16 protein-coding genes are annotated in these 17,488 nt (G+C 71.7%); 14 read left to right on the top strand and 2 right to left on the bottom strand.

What is annotated here, in order from left to right; all coding sequences use genetic code 11:
- Positions 1–5: 5 nt before the first annotated feature.
- Positions 6–1,178: a LysM peptidoglycan-binding domain-containing protein gene (locus MSA03_RS09420; RefSeq protein ID WP_244946387.1), complete on the bottom strand. Its 1,173-nt coding sequence runs from the start codon at positions 1,176–1,178 to the stop codon at positions 6–8.
- Between the two features lie 153 nt (positions 1,179–1,331).
- On the opposite strand from MSA03_RS09420, the gene MSA03_RS09425 reads away from it, so the two are divergent.
- On the top strand, positions 1,332–1,682 hold the full coding sequence (locus tag MSA03_RS09425) for an Rv2175c family DNA-binding protein (RefSeq protein WP_028495896.1): 351 nt from the start codon (positions 1,332–1,334) through the stop codon (positions 1,680–1,682).
- Positions 1,683–1,726: 44 nt separating this feature from the next.
- Here MSA03_RS09425 and MSA03_RS09430 read toward each other — a convergent pair whose 3' ends face one another.
- The gene (locus MSA03_RS09430; protein WP_147050709.1) at positions 1,727–2,824 is read right to left on the bottom strand and encodes a polyprenyl synthetase family protein; all 1,098 of its coding nucleotides are present in this window, start codon (positions 2,822–2,824) and stop codon (positions 1,727–1,729) included.
- Positions 2,825–2,890: 66 nt separating this feature from the next.
- On the opposite strand from MSA03_RS09430, the gene MSA03_RS09435 reads away from it, so the two are divergent.
- The 13 genes from MSA03_RS09435 (at position 2,891) to ftsZ (ending at position 17,488) form a co-directional block, all read left to right on the top strand.
- Positions 2,891–3,268 (top strand): SCO2097 family morphological protein, encoded by a 378-nt coding sequence (locus MSA03_RS09435; protein WP_147050711.1) that lies wholly within the window; start codon positions 2,891–2,893, stop codon positions 3,266–3,268.
- A gap of 159 nt (positions 3,269–3,427) precedes the next feature.
- The gene (mraZ, locus tag MSA03_RS09440; RefSeq protein WP_147050712.1) at positions 3,428–3,859 is read left to right on the top strand and encodes a division/cell wall cluster transcriptional repressor MraZ; all 432 of its coding nucleotides are present in this window, start codon (positions 3,428–3,430) and stop codon (positions 3,857–3,859) included.
- Positions 3,860–3,957: 98 nt separating this feature from the next.
- Entirely contained in the window at positions 3,958–4,914 is a 957-nt protein-coding gene (gene rsmH, locus MSA03_RS09445; RefSeq protein ID WP_028495892.1) for a 16S rRNA (cytosine(1402)-N(4))-methyltransferase RsmH, read from the top strand.
- Positions 4,911–5,483 (top strand): cell division protein FtsL, encoded by a 573-nt coding sequence (gene ftsL, locus MSA03_RS09450; RefSeq protein WP_147050714.1) that lies wholly within the window; start codon positions 4,911–4,913, stop codon positions 5,481–5,483. The genes rsmH and ftsL overlap by 4 nt, the downstream gene beginning before the upstream one ends.
- Positions 5,484–5,488: 5 nt before the next feature.
- Complete coding sequence (locus MSA03_RS09455) at positions 5,489–7,303, top strand: peptidoglycan D,D-transpeptidase FtsI family protein (RefSeq protein ID WP_147050716.1); 1,815 nt, start codon at positions 5,489–5,491, stop codon at positions 7,301–7,303.
- Between the two features lie 73 nt (positions 7,304–7,376).
- The gene (locus MSA03_RS09460; RefSeq protein ID WP_147050718.1) at positions 7,377–8,789 is read left to right on the top strand and encodes a UDP-N-acetylmuramoyl-tripeptide--D-alanyl-D-alanine ligase; all 1,413 of its coding nucleotides are present in this window, start codon (positions 7,377–7,379) and stop codon (positions 8,787–8,789) included.
- Positions 8,786–9,895, top strand: coding sequence for a phospho-N-acetylmuramoyl-pentapeptide-transferase (mraY, locus tag MSA03_RS09465; RefSeq protein WP_028495888.1), 1,110 nt, complete (start codon positions 8,786–8,788; stop codon positions 9,893–9,895). The genes MSA03_RS09460 and mraY overlap by 4 nt, the downstream gene beginning before the upstream one ends.
- Positions 9,892–11,439 (top strand): UDP-N-acetylmuramoyl-L-alanine--D-glutamate ligase, encoded by a 1,548-nt coding sequence (gene murD, locus MSA03_RS09470; protein WP_147050720.1) that lies wholly within the window; start codon positions 9,892–9,894, stop codon positions 11,437–11,439. Before mraY ends, murD begins: the two co-directional genes overlap by 4 nt.
- A complete protein-coding gene (gene ftsW, locus MSA03_RS09475; protein WP_051526187.1) occupies positions 11,390–12,652 on the top strand; it encodes a putative lipid II flippase FtsW in 1,263 nt (420 codons plus the stop codon). Before murD ends, ftsW begins: the two co-directional genes overlap by 50 nt.
- 10 nt (positions 12,653–12,662) lie before the next feature.
- The gene (locus tag MSA03_RS09480) at positions 12,663–13,736 is read left to right on the top strand and encodes a UDP-N-acetylglucosamine--N-acetylmuramyl-(pentapeptide) pyrophosphoryl-undecaprenol N-acetylglucosamine transferase (protein WP_147050722.1); all 1,074 of its coding nucleotides are present in this window, start codon (positions 12,663–12,665) and stop codon (positions 13,734–13,736) included.
- 70 nt (positions 13,737–13,806) lie between these two features.
- A complete protein-coding gene (gene murC, locus MSA03_RS09485) occupies positions 13,807–15,207 on the top strand; it encodes a UDP-N-acetylmuramate--L-alanine ligase (protein ID WP_147050724.1) in 1,401 nt (466 codons plus the stop codon).
- 2 nt (positions 15,208–15,209) lie between these two features.
- The gene (locus tag MSA03_RS09490) at positions 15,210–16,154 is read left to right on the top strand and encodes an FtsQ-type POTRA domain-containing protein (RefSeq protein ID WP_081782680.1); all 945 of its coding nucleotides are present in this window, start codon (positions 15,210–15,212) and stop codon (positions 16,152–16,154) included.
- A 185-nt stretch (positions 16,155–16,339) separates the two neighbouring features.
- Positions 16,340–17,488 (top strand): cell division protein FtsZ, encoded by a 1,149-nt coding sequence (ftsZ, locus tag MSA03_RS09495; protein ID WP_028495882.1) that lies wholly within the window; start codon positions 16,340–16,342, stop codon positions 17,486–17,488.

Genomic DNA, 17,488 nt, shown 5'->3' on the forward strand with positions numbered 1-17,488 from the left:
TCGCGCTATCCGAGCGCGGAGAGCCAGGCGTACGCCTGCTGCTCCCACTGCCCGTACCGGTCGGGGTAGGCCGAGACCTGTACCGCCTGCGCGGCGTGGGAGAAGTCCATGTCGTGCCAGCCGGGGATGTCGAGCAGCCCCCGGGAGAGCGCCCCGTTGGGGTCGCCCGGGCCGCCGTAGAACACGGCGGTGGCGCGCACGGGGTCCAGGACCTGCCCGGCGGTGCCCCAGCCCTGGCTGGGACGCTGCTGGAAGAGGCCGAGGGAGTCGCGGTCGCCCCAATCCAGGTTCCGCATCCACGATTCGACCATCGCCGTCGCGAGCGCGATCGCGATGCCCCGGTCGGGGACGCCGCGCTGGCGTCCGACCTGCACGATGAGCGTCGCGTTGGCGATCTGCTCGGCGGTCAGGCCGGCGAGGGCCCCGGGGTCGGGGAGCCGCAGCGTCTGGCCCGGGTAGATGATCGACGACGCGGACAGCCCGTTCGCGGCGAGCAGCGCGGAGACCGAGGTGCCGTGCTGCTGCGCGATGGCCCAGAGCGTGTCGCCCGGGGCGATCGTGTGCGATGCGGAGGCGGGTGGGGATGCGGGTGCCGCGGGCGGCGCCGGTGCCGCGGGCGGCGCCGGTGTCGTGCTCGCCGCCGGTTCCGCGGAGAGGGCGATCGCGAGCTGCTGTCCGGGCTGGATCACCGACGAGGCGCCGAGTCCGTTGAGGGCGCTCAGCGTGCTCACCGACATGCCGTAGGTGCGCGCGATGGCCCAGAGCGTGTCGCCGGCGCGGACCGTGTGGGTCGCCGCCGGTGCCGCGGCCGCCGGCGGAGGTGCGGTGCTCGCGGCCGAGGGGGAGAGGCGCAGGATCTGCCCGGGCCGGATGACGGACGTCCAGGTCAGGCCGTTCCACGCGAGGACGTCCGCCGTGCGGAGGCCGTATCGCGCCGCGACGGCACTCACGGTGTCACCGGCGGCGACGGTGTGCGCGGTGGCGGCCGGGGCGGCGGCGGCCTGCGGCAGGCTTGTGGAGGGGCGAAGGGCGGATGCCGGAGCGGCGCCGAGACCGGCTCCGCGCGGCGTACCGACATCGGCGGCCTGCGCGGGTGCGGCCGTGAGCGACAGGGCGAGCGCACCGACGACGGCCAGCGGCAGCGTCGTCGTCGGCAGGTTGTCAGGTCGTCGTCTCACGAGCTTCTCCCTCTGGTTCGACCTCCGCCACCGTGTCACGGAAGTGAATTCGAGTCAACCAGTGATAAAGGAGTGGCCAGTGTGATGGAAGTCGTCGAAGCAGCGTTCCGACCGAGGGCGCGCGGGAGTGGCGGTGAGTGGAATAGTGGACGTGTGACCGGAGAATCCACGCCGACCATCCCGACCGACTGGCTGACCCTGCCCGACCTCGTCGCGCTGACCGGGGAGCCCCTCGGGCGTATCCGGCGGCTGCTCGACGACAAGCACCTCGTCGCCTCGCGCCGTGACGGCACGGTCAAGGTGCCCGCCGCCTTCCTCATGGACGGGCACCCGCTGCCGGCGCTGCGCGGCACCATCATCGTGCTCGAGGACGGCGGATTCACCGACGACGAGGTGATCGACTGGCTGCTCGAACCCGAGGAGTCCATCGGCGTGGCCCCGATCGCGGCGCTCAGGGCCGGTCGCAAGAGCGAGGTCCGCCGCGTCGCGCAGGCGCTCGCCTGAGCGCCGCCCGTCACTGAGGCTGCCTCTGCCTCGGCGGCGCGTCGTCAGGCTGCGCGTGCCGTCGCCGCGAGGGCGAGGTCGCGCAGTGCCCCGACCGCCGTGGTGCCGAGGGGAGCGCCGCGGAGCGCGCGGTCGGCCTCCAGCGCGTACTCCGTGATGAGCTCCTCCACGCGGGCGAGGGCCCCGGTATCGACGATCGTGGACTGCAGGGCGGCGATCTGCTCATCGTCGAGTGCGGGGTCGCCGACGAGCTCGTCCAGCACGCGCCGCGCTCCCGGCGTCATCGCCTCGCGCGCGTACGCGATGAGGAGGGTGCGCTTGCCCTCGCGGAGGTCATCGCCGGAGGGCTTCCCGGTCACGGCGGCGTCACCGAACACGCCGAGGACGTCGTCCCGCAGCTGGAACGCCAGGCCGATGGGGTGGCCGAACCGCTCCAGCGCGTCGCTCTGCGCGGTGTCGGCCCCGGCGAGGGCGGCGCCCAGCAGCAGCGGATGCTGCACGCTGTAGCGCGCCGACTTCAGCGACGCCACCCGCAGGGCCCGCGCGACGTGCTCGCTGTCCGGGGCCGTGCGGTAGGCGGCCTCCTCGGCCACGTCGAGGAACTGCCCGACGGTGACGTCGCGGCGCATGACGGCGTAGACCCGGCGGGCCGGCGCCGCGTGCGCGGCATCCGCGGTCGCGAGTCCCTCCTCCAGGAGGTCGTCGCTCCACGCCACGAGCAGGTCGCCCAGCAGGATGGCCGCCGACCGGCCGAATCCGGCGGGATCGCCGTCCCACGATGCGTCACGGTGCGCGGACTCCCAGCGCCGGTGCGCCGCCGGCCGCCCGCGCCGGGTGTCGGAGTTGTCGACGACGTCGTCGTGCACGAGCGCGGCGGCGTGGAAGACCTCGAGCGCCGCCGCGGCGGCGACGACGTCGGGCGTCGGGGCGGCCGCACGGGCCCCCTGGAACTCCCGGACGGCCTGCCATCCGGTGAGGCAGAAACGAGCCCGGAGGCGCTTGCCGCCGTCCATCGCATCGGCACCGGACCGCACGAAGGCCTGCGCCTCGGCGCCCAGATCGGCGGCGGCGGAGAGCTGGTCGGCCGTGAACCTTTCCAGTCGCTGGGAAACAGCCTCGATCAGCGCATCAGGGAGGTTCACGGGCCTAGCCTAGTTCTCGCGGGGACGCGTAGAATCGTCCCAACGACACTCCACAGAGGGGGAAGCATGCCACTGTCAGAGCAGGAGCAGCGGCTGCTGGATGAGATGGAACGTCATCTCATGCGCAACGACGCCGATGTCGTGAGCGCGCCCCGTGAGGGGCAGTCCCTCAGCTACCGCAACATCGTCTACGGCTCCGTCCTGGTCCTCGTGGGCCTGGCCGCCCTCGTGGTGGGGGTCTCCACCAGCCTCATCGTGGTCGGCGTCATCGCCTTCCTCGTGATGGTGGGCGGCGTCGTGCTCGCCGTGACGCCATCGCGGGGTGGTGCGTCCGCGCGGCCCTCCGAGACCGCGCAGAAGAAGACCGGCCCGGCGACGCAGCCCGCCTCCTCCTTCATGGACCGCATCAACGAACGCTGGGACCGCCGTCACGACGGGGGCTGACCCGCCAGCAGCGCACACACCACAGAGCACCGACCTCCGGGTCGGTGCTCTTTTTCGTGCCCGGTGGGGAATGGGCTCAGATTTCGATAGTGAAGTGGAGTAAAGTGGAGTAAAGTGGCGGGTATCTGAGGCGGCCGGGCGCAGAAGGGGGTGGAGCCGATGTTGTTGGGCACCTACACCCCCAAGCTCGACGACAAGGGCCGCGTCATCCTCCCGGCGAAGTTCCGCACCGATCTCGGCGACGGCGTCGTCGTCACGCGCGGTCAGGAGCGCTGCCTCTACGTGTTCAGCACGAAGGAGTTCGAGCGGGTCTACGAGCGCATCCGCGAGGCCCCGCTGACGAACAAGCAGTCCCGCGACTTCCAGCGCATGTTCCTCTCCGGCGCGAGCGACGAGAAGCCCGACAGCCAGAGCCGCATCACCCTTCCGCCGCACCTGCGCGCCTACGCCAACCTCGGCCGCGAACTCGTCGTCACCGGCGTCGGCGCCCACGCGGAGATCTGGGACGCGGAGGCGTGGAGCGCCTACGCGGACTCGAACGAAGACAGCTACTCGGACATGGAGCAGGAGGTGATCCCGGGACTCTTCTGAGCCCCGGTCGTGACTCCCAGCCGCACGCCCTGACGCACTTCCCCGGTGTCAGGTCGGAGCGGATGGGGATCAGGACCTGGGATCGGACCCCTCGCATCATGAACCTCCGCGACATCCACACCCCCGTCCTCCTCGACCGCTGCGTCGAGCTGCTCGCCCCCGCCCTGGCCCACGAGGGCGCCGTCCTCGTCGATGCCACCGAAGGCATGGGCGGCCACTCCGAGGCGCTCCTCGAGCGCTTCCCCGGCGTCCACCTGATCGGGCTCGACCGCGACACCGACGCCCTCCGCATCGCGGGGCAGCGGCTCGCGCGCTTCGGCGACCGGGTCACGCTCGTGCACACCGTCTACGACGGCATCGCGGATGCGGTCGCCTCCACCGGCCGCACGCACGTCGACGGCATCCTCTTCGACCTCGGCGTCTCCTCGCTGCAGCTGGACGAGTCCGAGCGCGGGTTCGCGTACGCGCAGGACGCCCCGCTCGACATGCGCATGGACCAGAGCGCCGGGACGACCGCCGCCGACATCCTCGCGACCTACGGCGAGGGCGACCTGCGCCGCATCTTCGAGCGGTACGGCGAGGAGAAGCTCGCCGGCCGGTACGCCCGCGCCATCCTCGAGGCGCGCCGGACGGCGCCCATCGAGCGGTCCGGCCAGCTCGTCGACATCCTCATCTCCGCGACACCCGCCGCCGTGCAGCGCGAGCGCGGGCACCCCGCCAAGCGCGTCTTCCAGGCGCTGCGCATCGAGGTCAACGCGGAGCTCGCGGCCCTCGAGAACGCCCTGCCCGCGGCCCTGGACCTCCTGCCCGTCGGCGGGCGGATCGTCGTCATGTCCTACCAGTCCCTCGAGGACCGGATCGTCAAGCGCGCCCTCGCCGAGGCCACCGCCTCGACCGCGCCGGCGCGGCTCCCGGTCGAGCTCCCCGAGCACGCGCCGCGCTTCCGTCTGCTCGTCAAGGGCGCCGAGCTCGCCTCGGACGAGGAGAAGGCACGGAACCCGCGCGCCACCCCCGTCCGGCTCCGCGCCGCCGAACGTGTGCGGGAGGCGGCATGAGCGCCGAAGCCCTCCGGGTCGCAGCCCCGGCTCCGCAGCACACCCCCGGCCGGACGCTGCGCGCCCTCGACGCGCCGCTGCCCGCCCGCCGCCCCCGTCTGCTGTACGGCATCGTCGCCGTCGGGGGCGCCCTCGCGATCGCCGCGGCGCAGATGGGCCTGTCGATCCTCACGACGCAGGGCACCTACGAGATGTCCTCGCTGACGAAGCAGCAGCGCGCCCTGGCATGGGAGACGCAGATGCTGCAGGACGACGTCGCCGGTCTCAGCTCGCCGCAGTACCTCGCGGCCAACGCGTCGGCGCTCGGGATGGTCGTGGGCCAGACGCCCAACTACCTCCGGCTCAGTGACGGCGCCATCGTCGGCACCGGCGGCGCGGCATCCTCGTCGTCGTCCGTGAACGCGCTCACGCGCGCCGCCGTCACCAACGCGCTCATCAGCGGCGTCCCGCTCGTGACCGACCCCGACGCGAGCCTCGAGTCCGGCGCGACGGTCGATCAGACGCTGCTCCTCAATACCCCGACACCCCCCGCGATCGCCGACGGTCTGCCGACGCCCGCCACACACTGAATGACATGACGACACGAGCCACCCGCAGCCCGCGCCGCCGCACCGTCGTCGCCCTCGCCGTCGTCCTGGGCATCCTCGCGGCCTTCGTCATCCGCCTCGTCGACATCCAGGTCGTCAACGCCAACGACCACATCGCCGACTCCCGCGAGTACGCGACGGGGGCCTCCGTGACGCTGCACGGCGCGCGCGGCGCCATCGTCGACACCAACGGCAGCGTCCTCGCCACGAGCACCATCCTCTACGACGTCGGCATCGACCCGCTGCTGGCCATCGAGGGCATCGACGAGAAGGATGCCGACGGCGACATCGTGTACGGCGACGACGAGAAGGCCGTCAAGGTCACCTGGCCGGAACTCGCCGCCCAGATCGCGCAGGTGACGGGGCAGTCCGCCGCCGACGTCGAGGCGATCGTCGTGAACGCGCTGGCCGAGCAGCCCGGCGACCGGTTCGAGTACATCAAGCGGTACGTCTCCACGGAGGAGTACCGCGCCCTCGCCGACCTCGGCATCCCGTACCTCAGCTTCGACCAACATCCCTCGCGCACCTACCCGGACGGCGCCGTCGCCGGCAACCTCCTCGGCTTCGTCGGCTCCGACGGCACGCCGCTCGAGGGCGTCGAGGCGCTGCAGGACTCCTGCCTGGCCGCCACCGACGGTTCGCGCAGCTACCAGCGCGGCGCCGACGGCGTCATCATCCCCGGCACGGAATCGGTGACCCCCGCCGAAGACGGCGGCACCCTGCAGCTGACGATCGACCGCGACCTGCAGTGGTACATGCAGCAGCTGATCGCGGAGGAGACCGAACGGCTCCAGGCTGGCTGGGGCGGGATCATGGTCGTCGAGGTCGCGACCGGGAAGATCCGCGCCGCCGCCGAGACCGCGACCGTCGACCCCAACGACCCCGCTGCCTCCGACCCGGAGGATCGCGCGACCCGGCTGCTGCGCTACTCGTACGAGCCCGGCTCGACCTTCAAGCCCGTGACGGCCGCGACGGCGATCGAGCAGGCGGGCCTGACGCCGTGGTCGACGGTGCTCACCCCCGACCGGATGGAGTTCCCCAACGGCGCCGTCATCAACGACTCCGAGCACCACGCGACGCAGAACATGACCCTCACCGGCGGCCTCGTGAACTCCTCGAACGTCGCGATGTCGCAGTTCGGCACGACGGTCGACCCGCAGACACGTCAGGAGTACCTCGAGAGGTTCGGCGTCGGCAGCCCCTCGGGCCTCAACTGGTCCGGCGAGCCGGACGTCGGATTCTCGGCGGATGCCGCGGACTGGGACAACCAGACGTACTACACGACGACGTTCGGGCAGGCCTTCACCGTCACGGTGCCCCAGGTCGCGAGCGTCTACCAGACCTTCGCGAACGGCGGCGTGCGCGAGCCCCTCTCACTCGTGGAGAGCTGCACGCGCACCGACGGCACGGTGATCGAGCCCGACCTCCCCGAGCCCGAGCGGGTCATCGAGGAGTCCACGGCCGACCAGGTGAGCCTCATGCTGGAGAACGTGTTCGCGCAGGGCACCCTGGCGGAGGACATCGAGATCCCGGGCTACCGGATGGCCGGCAAGACCGGCACGGCGCAGGTCTCCGACGGCCAGGGCGGATACAAGGACAACCTGTACTTCACGTCCCTCATCGGTTACGCCCCCGCGGACGATCCGGAGTACGTTGTCATCGGCGTCTTCGACGAACCTGAGAAGGTGCGCATGTCGTCGGCCAACCGCTCCGTCTTCAAGAAGGCCATGACGCAGGTGCTGACGCACTACCGCATCATGCCGTCGGATTCGAAGACCCCCCTTCTTCCCATCACGGGATGACCCTTCACGGGGTAGAGACAGACGCGACAAGCACAGCGGCCCCCGGGCGCGCCGTGCACGAGGTGTTCACAGCATGATCCGCATGACCTTGACAGAGATGGCGCGCGCCGTCGCGGGGGAGCTCCGGCTCGCCGGCGCGCACACGCCCGACACGGTGGTCTCCGGGACCGTCGACACCGACTCCCGCAACATCGGGCCGGGCGACGTCTTCGTCGCCAAACCCGGCGAGGTCACCGACGGGCACCTGTTCGTCCCCGCCGCCGCCGACGCCGGCGCGGCCCTCGCCCTCGTCGAGCATCCCGTCGACGCGGACATCACGCAGATCGTCGTCCCCGACGTCGTCGCCGCGATCGCCGCGCTCGCGCGGGAGGTCGTCGCCCGCGTGCGCGCCGGCGGCCGGCTGCGGATCGTCGGCATCACGGGGTCCAACGGCAAGACCACGACGAAGAACCTCCTCGCGCGCATCCTGCAGGACGAGGGCGAGACCGTCGCCCCGCGGGCGTCGTACAACAACGAGGTGGGCGCGCCGCTGACGATGCTCCGCGTCACGGAGGACACCCGCTACCTCGTGAGCGAGTTCGGGGCGGCCGGCCCCGGCCAGATCGCTCGGCTCGCGGGGCTCGTCACCCCCGACGTCGGCGTCGTCCTCATGGTCGGGCTCGCGCACGCCGGCGGCTTCGGCGGTGTCGAGGCGACGCTCAAGGCCAAGACCGAGCTCGTCGAGGCCGTCCGCCCCGGCGGTGTCGCCGTCCTCAACGCCGACGACCCGCGCGTCGTCACGATGGGCGCCGTCGCGGCCGCCCGTGACGTGTCGGTGCGCTGGTTCGGCCGCGGTGCCGCCGCGGAGATCCGGGCGGAGGATGTGGAGGTCTCGGGATCCGGCACGACCTGCACGATCGTGCGCGGCGACGAGCGGATGCCGCTGCGCCTGCGCGTGCTCGGGGAGCATCACATCATGAACGCCCTCGCGGCGATCACCGCCGCCGACGCCCTCGGCGTCCCGCTCGCCGACGCCATCGCGCGGCTCGAGACCGTGGAGATCGCCGAGCGCTGGCGCATGCAGCCCCTCGGCTCGGACCGCATCCGCATCATCAACGACGCGTACAACGCCAGCCCCGACTCGATGGCGGCGGCCCTGCGCACCCTCGCGCAGATCACGGAGCCCGGCCAGCGCAAGGTCGCCGTCCTCGGCGCGATGAGCGAGCTCGGCGAGTACGCCGGGGAGGAGCACGACCGCGTCGGCCTCCTCGCGGTGCGGCTGCGGATCGAGCGCATCGTCGTGGTCGGCACGGACGCCCGGCGCCTGTTCATCTCCGCCATCGGCGAAGGCTCGTGGGACGGCGAGGCGGTCTTCTTCGAGACCGCGGACGAGGCGTACGACTACCTGATGGGCGAACTGCGCGACGGCGACCGCGTGCTGGTGAAGTCCTCGAACTCGGCGGGTCTCCGGCATCTCGGCGATCGTCTGGGAGAATCGTTCTCGTGAGATCCCTGCTGGCAGCCGCGACGATCTCCCTCGCCTTCACCCTCTTCCTGACGCCGCTGTTCATCCGGCTCTTCGAGAGGATCGGCTGGGGGCAGGTGATCCGCACCCCCGACGACGCCACCAACCCGAGCCATCACGCCAAGCGCGGGACGCCCACGATGGGCGGCCTCATCTTCATCGCGGGCTCCATCGTCGGCTACACGGTCGGCACGCTCACCGGCGGGGCCCCGCCGACGATCTCCGGCCTCCTCGTCATCTGGATGATGGTGGGCCTGGGCGCCGTGGGATTCATCGACGACTTCATGAAGGTGCGCCAGCAGCGCAGCCTCGGGCTGTCGGGCTGGCGGAAGATCGTCGGCCAGGTCATCGTCGCGCTCCCGTTCGCGATCGTCGCGCTGAACTTCCCCAACGACGTGGGGGAGACCCCCGCATCGCCGTACATCTCGTTCTTCCGCGACATCCCGATGCTCTCCTTCATGGCGCTCGGCGCCGTCATCGGCTGGCTGCTGTACCTCGCGTGGGTGTCGTTCCTGTCGGTCGCGTGGTCGAACGCCACGAACCTCACCGACGGCCTCGACGGTCTCGCGACCGGGGCGGGGATCTTCACGGTCTCCGCATACAGCCTCATCACCTTCTGGCAGTTCCAGCAGCGCTGCACGAGTGATTCGCTCGTCGCCGCCTACCAGTCGGCCTGCTACGACACCCGCGATCCCATGGACCTCACGATCGTCGCGGCGTCGTTCGTCGGCGCGCTGGTCGGGTTCCTGTGGTGGAACGCCCCGAAGGCGAAGATCTTCATGGGCGATGTCGGCTCGATGGCGATCGGCGGCGTCATCGTCGCGATGTCCGTCCTGTCGCGCACCGAGGTGCTCTCGGTCATCGTCGCGGGCATCTTCATCATCGGCCCCGGCTCGGTCATCCTGCAGCGGTACTACTTCAAGGCCACCGGGGGCAAGCGGCTCTTCCTCATGAGCCCCTTCCACCACCACCTCGAGATGCGCGGCTGGCCGGAGATCACGATCGTCGTCCGGATGTGGATCATCGCGGGCATGCTCGCCGTCAGCGGCGTCGGCCTCTTCTACGTCGCCTGGCTCGCGGCCCTATGAGCGCCCGGCTCGACACCCTCACCAGCTGGCACGCGGACTGGTCGGGTCTGCGCGTCGTCGTCCTCGGGCTCTCGGTGACCGGGTTCTCCGTCGCCGACACGCTCGCCGAGCTCGGCGCCGACGTGCTCGTGGCCACCGAGACGGCCGACGAAGAGTACGCCCGCCTCCTCCCGGTCATCGGCGCGCGGCTGTGGACCGGCACCCTCGACACCGTCCCGGACGCCGTCGCAGACCACGCGCCGGAGGTCGTCATCGCCTCGCCCGGCTTCCCGCCGCACCATCCCGTCATCGCCTGGGCGCGCGCGGAGGGCATCGCCCTCTGGGGCGACGTCGAGCTCGCCTGGCGCGTGCGCGACAAGGTCGTGCGCCCGGACGGCCGCCCCGCCGACTGGCTCACAATCACCGGCACGAACGGCAAGACCACGACGACGCAGCTCACCGCTGCGATGCTCGTCGCGGGGGGCCTGCGCGCCGCCCCGTGCGGCAACATCGGCGTGCCGGTGCTCGACGCCGTGCGCGACCCCGGTGGCTTCGACGTCCTCGTCGTGGAGCTCTCCAGCCACCAGCTCTGGTACCTGAGCCTGCAGACCGGCCCCGAGCCCCTCTCGCCGCACGCGAGCGTCTGCCTGAACCTCGCCGACGACCACCTCGAGTGGCACGGCTCGGCGCGCGGATACCGCGACGCGAAGGCGTTCGTCTACCAGAACACCCGCGTCGCGTGCGTCTACAACAAGGCGGATGCCGCGACCCGCGAGATGGTCGAGGACGCCGACGTCGTGGAGGGATGCCGCGCCATCGGCTTCGACCTCGGCGTTCCCGGTCCCAGCGATGTGGGCCTCGTCGACGGCATCCTCGTCGACCGCGCCTTCCTCGACGACCGGCGCACGAGCGCCCTGGAACTCACGACGGTGGATGACCTCGCCGCCCGCGGCCTCGGCGCTCCGCACGTCGTCGCGAACATCCTCGCCGCGAGCGCGCTGGCCCGGTCCCTCGATGTCGCCCCCGCCGCCATCCGCGACGCGCTGACGACCTTCCGCCTCGACCCGCACCGCATCGAGCTCGTCGCGGTCGCCGCCGGCGTCACCTGGATCGACGACTCGAAAGCCACGAACCCGCACGCCGCCGCGTCGTCGCTCGCGGCGTTCCCCGGCGCGGTGTGGGTCGTCGGCGGCCTCCTCAAGGGCGTCGACATCGCCGAGCTCGTCGCGGGACCCGGCACCGCCGTCAAAGCCGCCATCGTCATCGGCGTCGAACGTGCCGCGATCACGGCGGCGTTCGAGCGACACGCGCCCGCGGTCCCGGTGTTCGAGGTCGACGCCGCCGAGACTGAAGACGTCATGACAGAGGTCGTCGAACTGGCGGCGGGCATCGCGCGTGACGGAGACGTGGTCCTCCTCGCTCCCGCCGCGGCATCCTTCGACCAGTTCGCGTCCTACGCGGACCGCGGGAAGCGGTTCGCGGACGCGGTGCAGGAACGGATCGGAAGGGGAGCCGGTGGCGACGACCACGACGGGGCGAACCCGACCGAGCACCCCGCCGGCTGACGGCGGCCCGAGCGGCCCGAGCGGTTTCTCGGCGCGGGTCTCCCTGGGCCGGGCGTTCGCGCCGGTCCCGAGCGAGTTCCTGCTGATCGCCTCGACCGCCCTGCTGCTGACCGGCTTCGGCCTCGTGATGGTGCTCTCGGCGACGATGGCGACCTCGACGGCCGGTGGGCAGAGCCCGTTCGAAGTCGTCCTGAAGCAGGCGGTGTTCGCCGTCATCGGCATCCCGCTGATGTTCGTCGTGAGCCGTTTCCCGCTGCAGTTCTGGAAGCGCATCGCGTGGCCCGCGCTCATCGGCGCGCTCCTGTTCCAGCTGCTCGTCTTCGTGCCGGGGCTCGGCATCACCAACGACGGCAACACCAACTGGATCGCGATCGGCGGGTTCCAGGCGCAGCCGTCGGAGTTCCTCAAGCTCACGCTGGCGCTGTGGCTCGGCTACGTCCTGTACCGCAAGCAGACCCTGCTCGGCCTCTGGCGGCACGTGTTCATCCCCGTCGTGCCCGTCGGGATCATCGTCATCGGCACCGTCATGGCCGGTCACGACCTCGGCACCGCCATGATCCTCATGCTGATCCTCCTCGGCTGCCTGTTCTTCTCCGGCGTGAAGCTGCGGATCTTCCTGCTGCCGCTCGTGGGCGTCCTCATCGCCGCGGCGGCGTTCGCCGTCACGAGCCCGAACCGCATGAAGCGCATCATGAGCTTCCTCGACGTCGACAGCCTCGCCTGCTACGACACGTCGTGCTACCAGCCGCTGCACGGCGTGTGGGGGCTCGCCAACGGCGGTGTCTTCGGGCTCGGCCTCGGCAACTCCCGCGAGAAGTACGAATGGCTGCCGGCCGCCGCGAACGACTACATCTTCGCCATCGTCGGCGAGGAGCTCGGCCTCATCGGCTGCATCGTCGTGCTCGCCCTGTACACGCTGTTCGCGGTCGGCGCCTTCCACGTCATCCGCAAGACCCACGACCCGTTCGTCCGCATCGCCGCGGGCGGCATCACGGTGTGGGTCGTCGGGCAGGCCCTCATCAACATCGCCGTCGTGCTGCGGCTCTCGCCCGTGCTCGGCGTGCCCTTGCCGTTCATGTCGCAGGGCGGCACGTCGCTGCTGTCGGTCCTGCTCGCGTGCGGCGTCCTGCTGTCGTTCGCGCGCACGCTGCCCCCGCCCGTCGACCGGATGCCGGTGCCCGCCCGGCCCGTGCGGACGACGCGCGCCCGGTAACCTCGACCGGGTGACGACGTATCTGCTCGCCGGCGGCGGGACCGCCGGCCATGTCAATCCCCTCCTCGCCGTCGCCGACGCGCTGTGCGCCCGCGACCCGGAGTCGACGGTGCTGGTGCTCGGCACGAAGGAGGGCCTGGAGGCCCGGCTCGTGCCCGAGCGCGGCTACGAGCTGCTGGTCGTCGACAAGGTCCCCTTCCCGCGCCGCCCCGACGGCGCCGCGCTCAGATTCCCGGTGGCCTTCCAGCGCGCCATCGCGCAGGTCCGTGCGCACATCCGCGACCGCGGCGTCGATATCCTCGTCGGCTTCGGCGGCTATGCGTCGGCGCCCGGCTACGTCGCGGCGCGCCGGGAGCGCATCCCGTTCGTCGTGCACGAGGCCAACGCACGGCCGGGACTCGCGAACATCCTCGGCGCCCGCTCCGCCGCCGGGGTCGGAGTCGCCTTCGGCGGGACGCCGCTGCGGGGAGCCCGCACGGTCGGGATGCCGCTGCGCCGCGAGATCGTCGACCTCGACCGTGCCGCGCTCCGCGGCGAGGCGGCGGCGCTGTTCGGACTGGATGCCGACAAGCCCGTGCTGCTCGTCTTCGGCGGGTCGCTCGGCGCCCGCCGCCTCAACGAGACCCTCGCCGCGTCGTGGCAGGACATCACGGCCGCCGGCTGGCAGGTGCTGCACGCCGCGGGGGAGCGCAACGACGCCACGGACTCCGGCGACCCGGCGTACCGCGTCGTGCCGTACATCGACCGGATGGACCTCGCGTTCGCCCTCGCCGACGTCATCGTCTCCCGCGCCGGCTCCGCGACCGTGAGCGAGATCAGCGCCCTCGGCATCCCCGCCGTCTACGTCCCCTACGCCGTCGGCAACGGCGAGCAGGCGCTCAACGCCGCCTCCGCGGTCGCGGCGGGCGCTGCCCGCCTCGTCACGGATGCCGACTTCGCGCCGGCGTACGTCCGCGACGACCTCGTGCCGCTCCTCCGGGACTCCGCCGCGCTGGAGCGCATGCGGGATGCCGCCGGGGCCGTCGGCACCCGGACGGGCACGGAGAACGTCGTCGCGCTGATCGACGAGGCGCTCGCGCGCTGACGACCCGGCATTCCTCGGCCAGCGCGCCGCAGGCTCCGGCTCGGCGGGTCCGACCTAGACTTGTCGGGTCATGATTCGACCCGACCTGAGCCTTTCCATCCCCGAGGACATCACCGCCGCCCACTTCATCGGCATCGGCGGTTCCGGCATGTCCGGTCTCGCCGGGATGTTCCTCGACCGCGGCATCCGCGTGTCCGGCTCGGACCGCGCCGACAGCCCCACGCTGCGCGCCCTCGCGGCGCGCGGCGCGACCGTCCACGTCGGCCACGACGCGGCGAACCTGCCGGCGGACGCCGACACCGTCGTGCACACCGGCGCCATCTGGCCGGAGAACCCCGAGTTCCTCCTCGCGAAGGAGCGCGGCCTGCACGTCATCCACCGCTCGCAGGCGCTGTACTGGCTCATCGGCGGACGCCGGCTCGTGAGCGTCGCCGGCGCGCACGGCAAGACCACCTCCACCGGCATGATCGTGACGGCGCTCCGCAGCCTCGGCACGGCGCCCACCTTCGTCAGCGGCGGCGTCATCGCCGATCTCGGGGTCTCCAGCGGCACCGGCGGCGATGAGCTGTTCGTCATCGAGGCCGACGAGTCCGACGGCACGTTCCTCCTCTACGACACCTCGGTCGCACTCATCACGAACGTCGACCCCGACCACCTCGACCACTGGGGCACGCGCGAGGCGTTCTACGACGGGTTCGTCCGGTTCGCGAACGAGGCGCGGGAGGCCGTCGTCATCTCCGCGGACGACGCCGGCGCCCGGCAAGTCGCCGCAGGCCTCACCCACCCGAACGTCCTGACCTTCGGCGAGGCCGAGGGGGCGGACGTCCGCCTCACCGACATCCGCACCGACGGACCCGTCACCTTCACGCTGAGCCACGGCGGCGAGAGCGTCGCCGGGCACCTCACGGTTCCCGGCGCGCACAACGCGATCAACGCCGCGGGCGCCGTCGCCGTGCTCCTGACGCTCGGCTACGCCCTCGAGCCCGCCCTCCGCGCCGTCGAGACCTTCGGCGGAACCGTGCGCCGGTTCGAGCTGCACGGCACCGAGCGGGGCGTCAGCGTCTACGACGACTACGCCCACCACCCCACCGAGGTCGCCGCCGCGCTGGCCGCAGCCCGCACCGTCGTGGGCGGCGGCCGCATCATCGCGCTGCACCAGCCGCACACCTACTCGCGCACGCAGGAGATGTACCGCGAGTTCGCCGACGTCCTCGAATCGCTCGCCGACCACACCGTCGTGCTGGACGTCTACGGCGCGCGCGAGGACCCGGTCCCCGGGGTCACGGGCGAGCTCGTGAGCGGCGCGTTCCACGACCCCGACAAGGTGCATTTCGTCGCGGACTGGCAGCAGGCGGCGGACTACACCGCCTCCGTCGCACGCGACGGCGACTACGTCATCACGCTGGGCTGCGGCAACGTCAACCTCATCATCCCGCAGGTCCTGCAGGCCCTCTCCGGGGCACGGGGGTAGTCGTGCGCCGGCCGAGCCCGCTCCCGCCACCGCCGCCGGCGGCCGAGCCGCGCGGACGGGTCGACCTCGACGAGACCGCGCCGATCGAACCGCTCTGGTTCGAGGAGGCGGCCACGCGTCGCCCCGACGAGATCGCCCCCGTCGTGCCCCTGACGGCGGATGCCGGCACCGGCGGCGATGACCGGATCGGCGTCCGCGACGTCTGGGCCGCCGCCCGTGCCCGCCGCCGCACGCTCCGCGCGGAGGTGCGGCGCTTCACCGTGCGCCAGCGCCGCCGCCGCATGGTGTGGCTCACCGTCGGCGTCGCGCTCGCGGCGCTGATCCTCGGCACCCTCGGCGCCGCCTACAGCCCGCTGTTCGCGGTGCAGAAGGTCAGCGTCGTCGGCGCCTCGACCCTCGACGCCGCCGCCGTCGAGACGGCGCTGGCGGATCAGATCGGCACGCCGCTGCCCCTCGTCGACTCCAGCGAGGTCAAGGCCGCCCTCGTCGCGTTCCCGCTCGTCGAGTCCTACGCGATCGAGGCGCGGCCGCCGCACGAGCTCATCATCCGGATCGTCGAGCGGACGCCGATCGGCTCGGTCCCCTCCGCCGCGGGGTGGACCCTCGTCGATGCCGCGGGCGTCGCGCTGTCGACGACCCCCGAGCCGCCCGCCGACCACCCGACGCTCGAGATCGCCGGGGGAGTGGGGTCCAAGGCCTTCACCGCCGCCGGCACCGTGTTCCGTGCCCTGCCCGACGACATCCGCGCGCAGGTCACCGGCATCTCCGCCACGACCGCGAACGACGTCACCCTCACCCTCGGCGGCACCGGCACGACCGTCGTGTGGGGAAACGCCGACGACTCCGCGCGCAAGGCGATCGTGCTCGCGCAGACGATGATCTCCCTCCCGCCGAGCGCGGTCGGCACGTACGACGTGTCCTCCCCGGCCGCCGTCGTCGTCCGCTGATCACGCCGCTCCGACGGCGACGCATCGAATGTGCGCGCCGATGTCGCGACACGCCCAGTGCCTGGCGCGCCGCGGCATCCCGCCCGCTTACTTTCAATCAAGGAATTGCATACTCGGCAATTCTTTAAACCTCTACTTGAGGTTCAAGGTTTAGACATTGTGGTTCGGATGAGACGGAGGCCGGCATGAGCCAGAACCAGAACTACCTCGCGGTGATCAAGGTCGTGGGTGTGGGTGGCGGCGGCGTGAACGCCGTCAATCGGATGATCGAGCTCGGGCTGCGAGGTGTGGAGTTCATCGCGGTCAACACCGACGCGCAGGCGCTGCTGATGAGCGACGCCGACGTGAAGCTCGACGTCGGACGCGAGCTGACGCGCGGCCTCGGCGCCGGCGCCGACCCCGAGGTGGGTCGCCGCGCGGCGGAGGACCACGCGGAGGAGATCGAGGAGGCGCTCGCGGGCGCGGACATGGTCTTCGTCACCGCCGGTGAGGGCGGCGGCACCGGCACGGGCGGCGCGCCCGTCGTGGCCCGGATCGCCAAGTCCATCGGCGCCCTGACCATCGGTGTCGTCACGAAGCCGTTCTCGTTCGAGGGCCGCCGCCGTCAGCAGCAGGCCGAGCTCGGCGTGTCGAAGCTCAAGGAAGAGGTCGACACCCTCATCGTGGTGCCGAACGACCGCCTCCTGGAGATCAGCGACCGCGGCATCTCGATGATCGAGGCGTTCGCCACGGCCGACCAGGTGCTCCTCGCCGGTGTCCAGGGCATCACCGACCTGATCACGACGCCGGGTCTCATCAACCTCGACTTCGCCGACGTCAAGTCGGTCATGCAGGGCGCGGGCTCCGCGCTCATGGGCATCGGCTCCGCGCGGGGCGCGGACCGGGCGATCAAGGCGGCCGAGCTGGCCGTCGAATCGCCGCTCCTGGAGGCCTCCATCGAGGGTGCGCACGGTGTGCTGCTGTCGATCCAGGGTGGCTCGAACCTCGGCATCTTCGAGATCAACGACGCCGCCCAGCTGGTGAAGGAGGCCGCGCACCCCGAGGCCAACATCATCTTCGGCACGGTCATCGATGACACCCTCGGCGACGAGGTGCGCGTCACGGTCATCGCCGCCGGCTTCGACAGCGGCGAGCCGACTCTCAAGGTCGAGCCCATCGCCGTGAGCCGTCCGGCCTCCACGCCGGTCCTGCCCGCCGTGCCCGCCGAAGAGGCCGCGCGCGACCTCGAGGTCGCCGACGTCAAGGAATCGGTGTCCGTCTCGGCGCCCGTGACGACGGGCTACGAGTCCGCCTTCGGGGACGACGACCTGGACATCCCGGACTTCCTGAAGTAA

This window comes from Microbacterium saccharophilum, from assembly GCF_007992455.1.
GTDB classification, from domain to species: domain Bacteria; phylum Actinomycetota; class Actinomycetes; order Actinomycetales; family Microbacteriaceae; genus Microbacterium; species Microbacterium saccharophilum.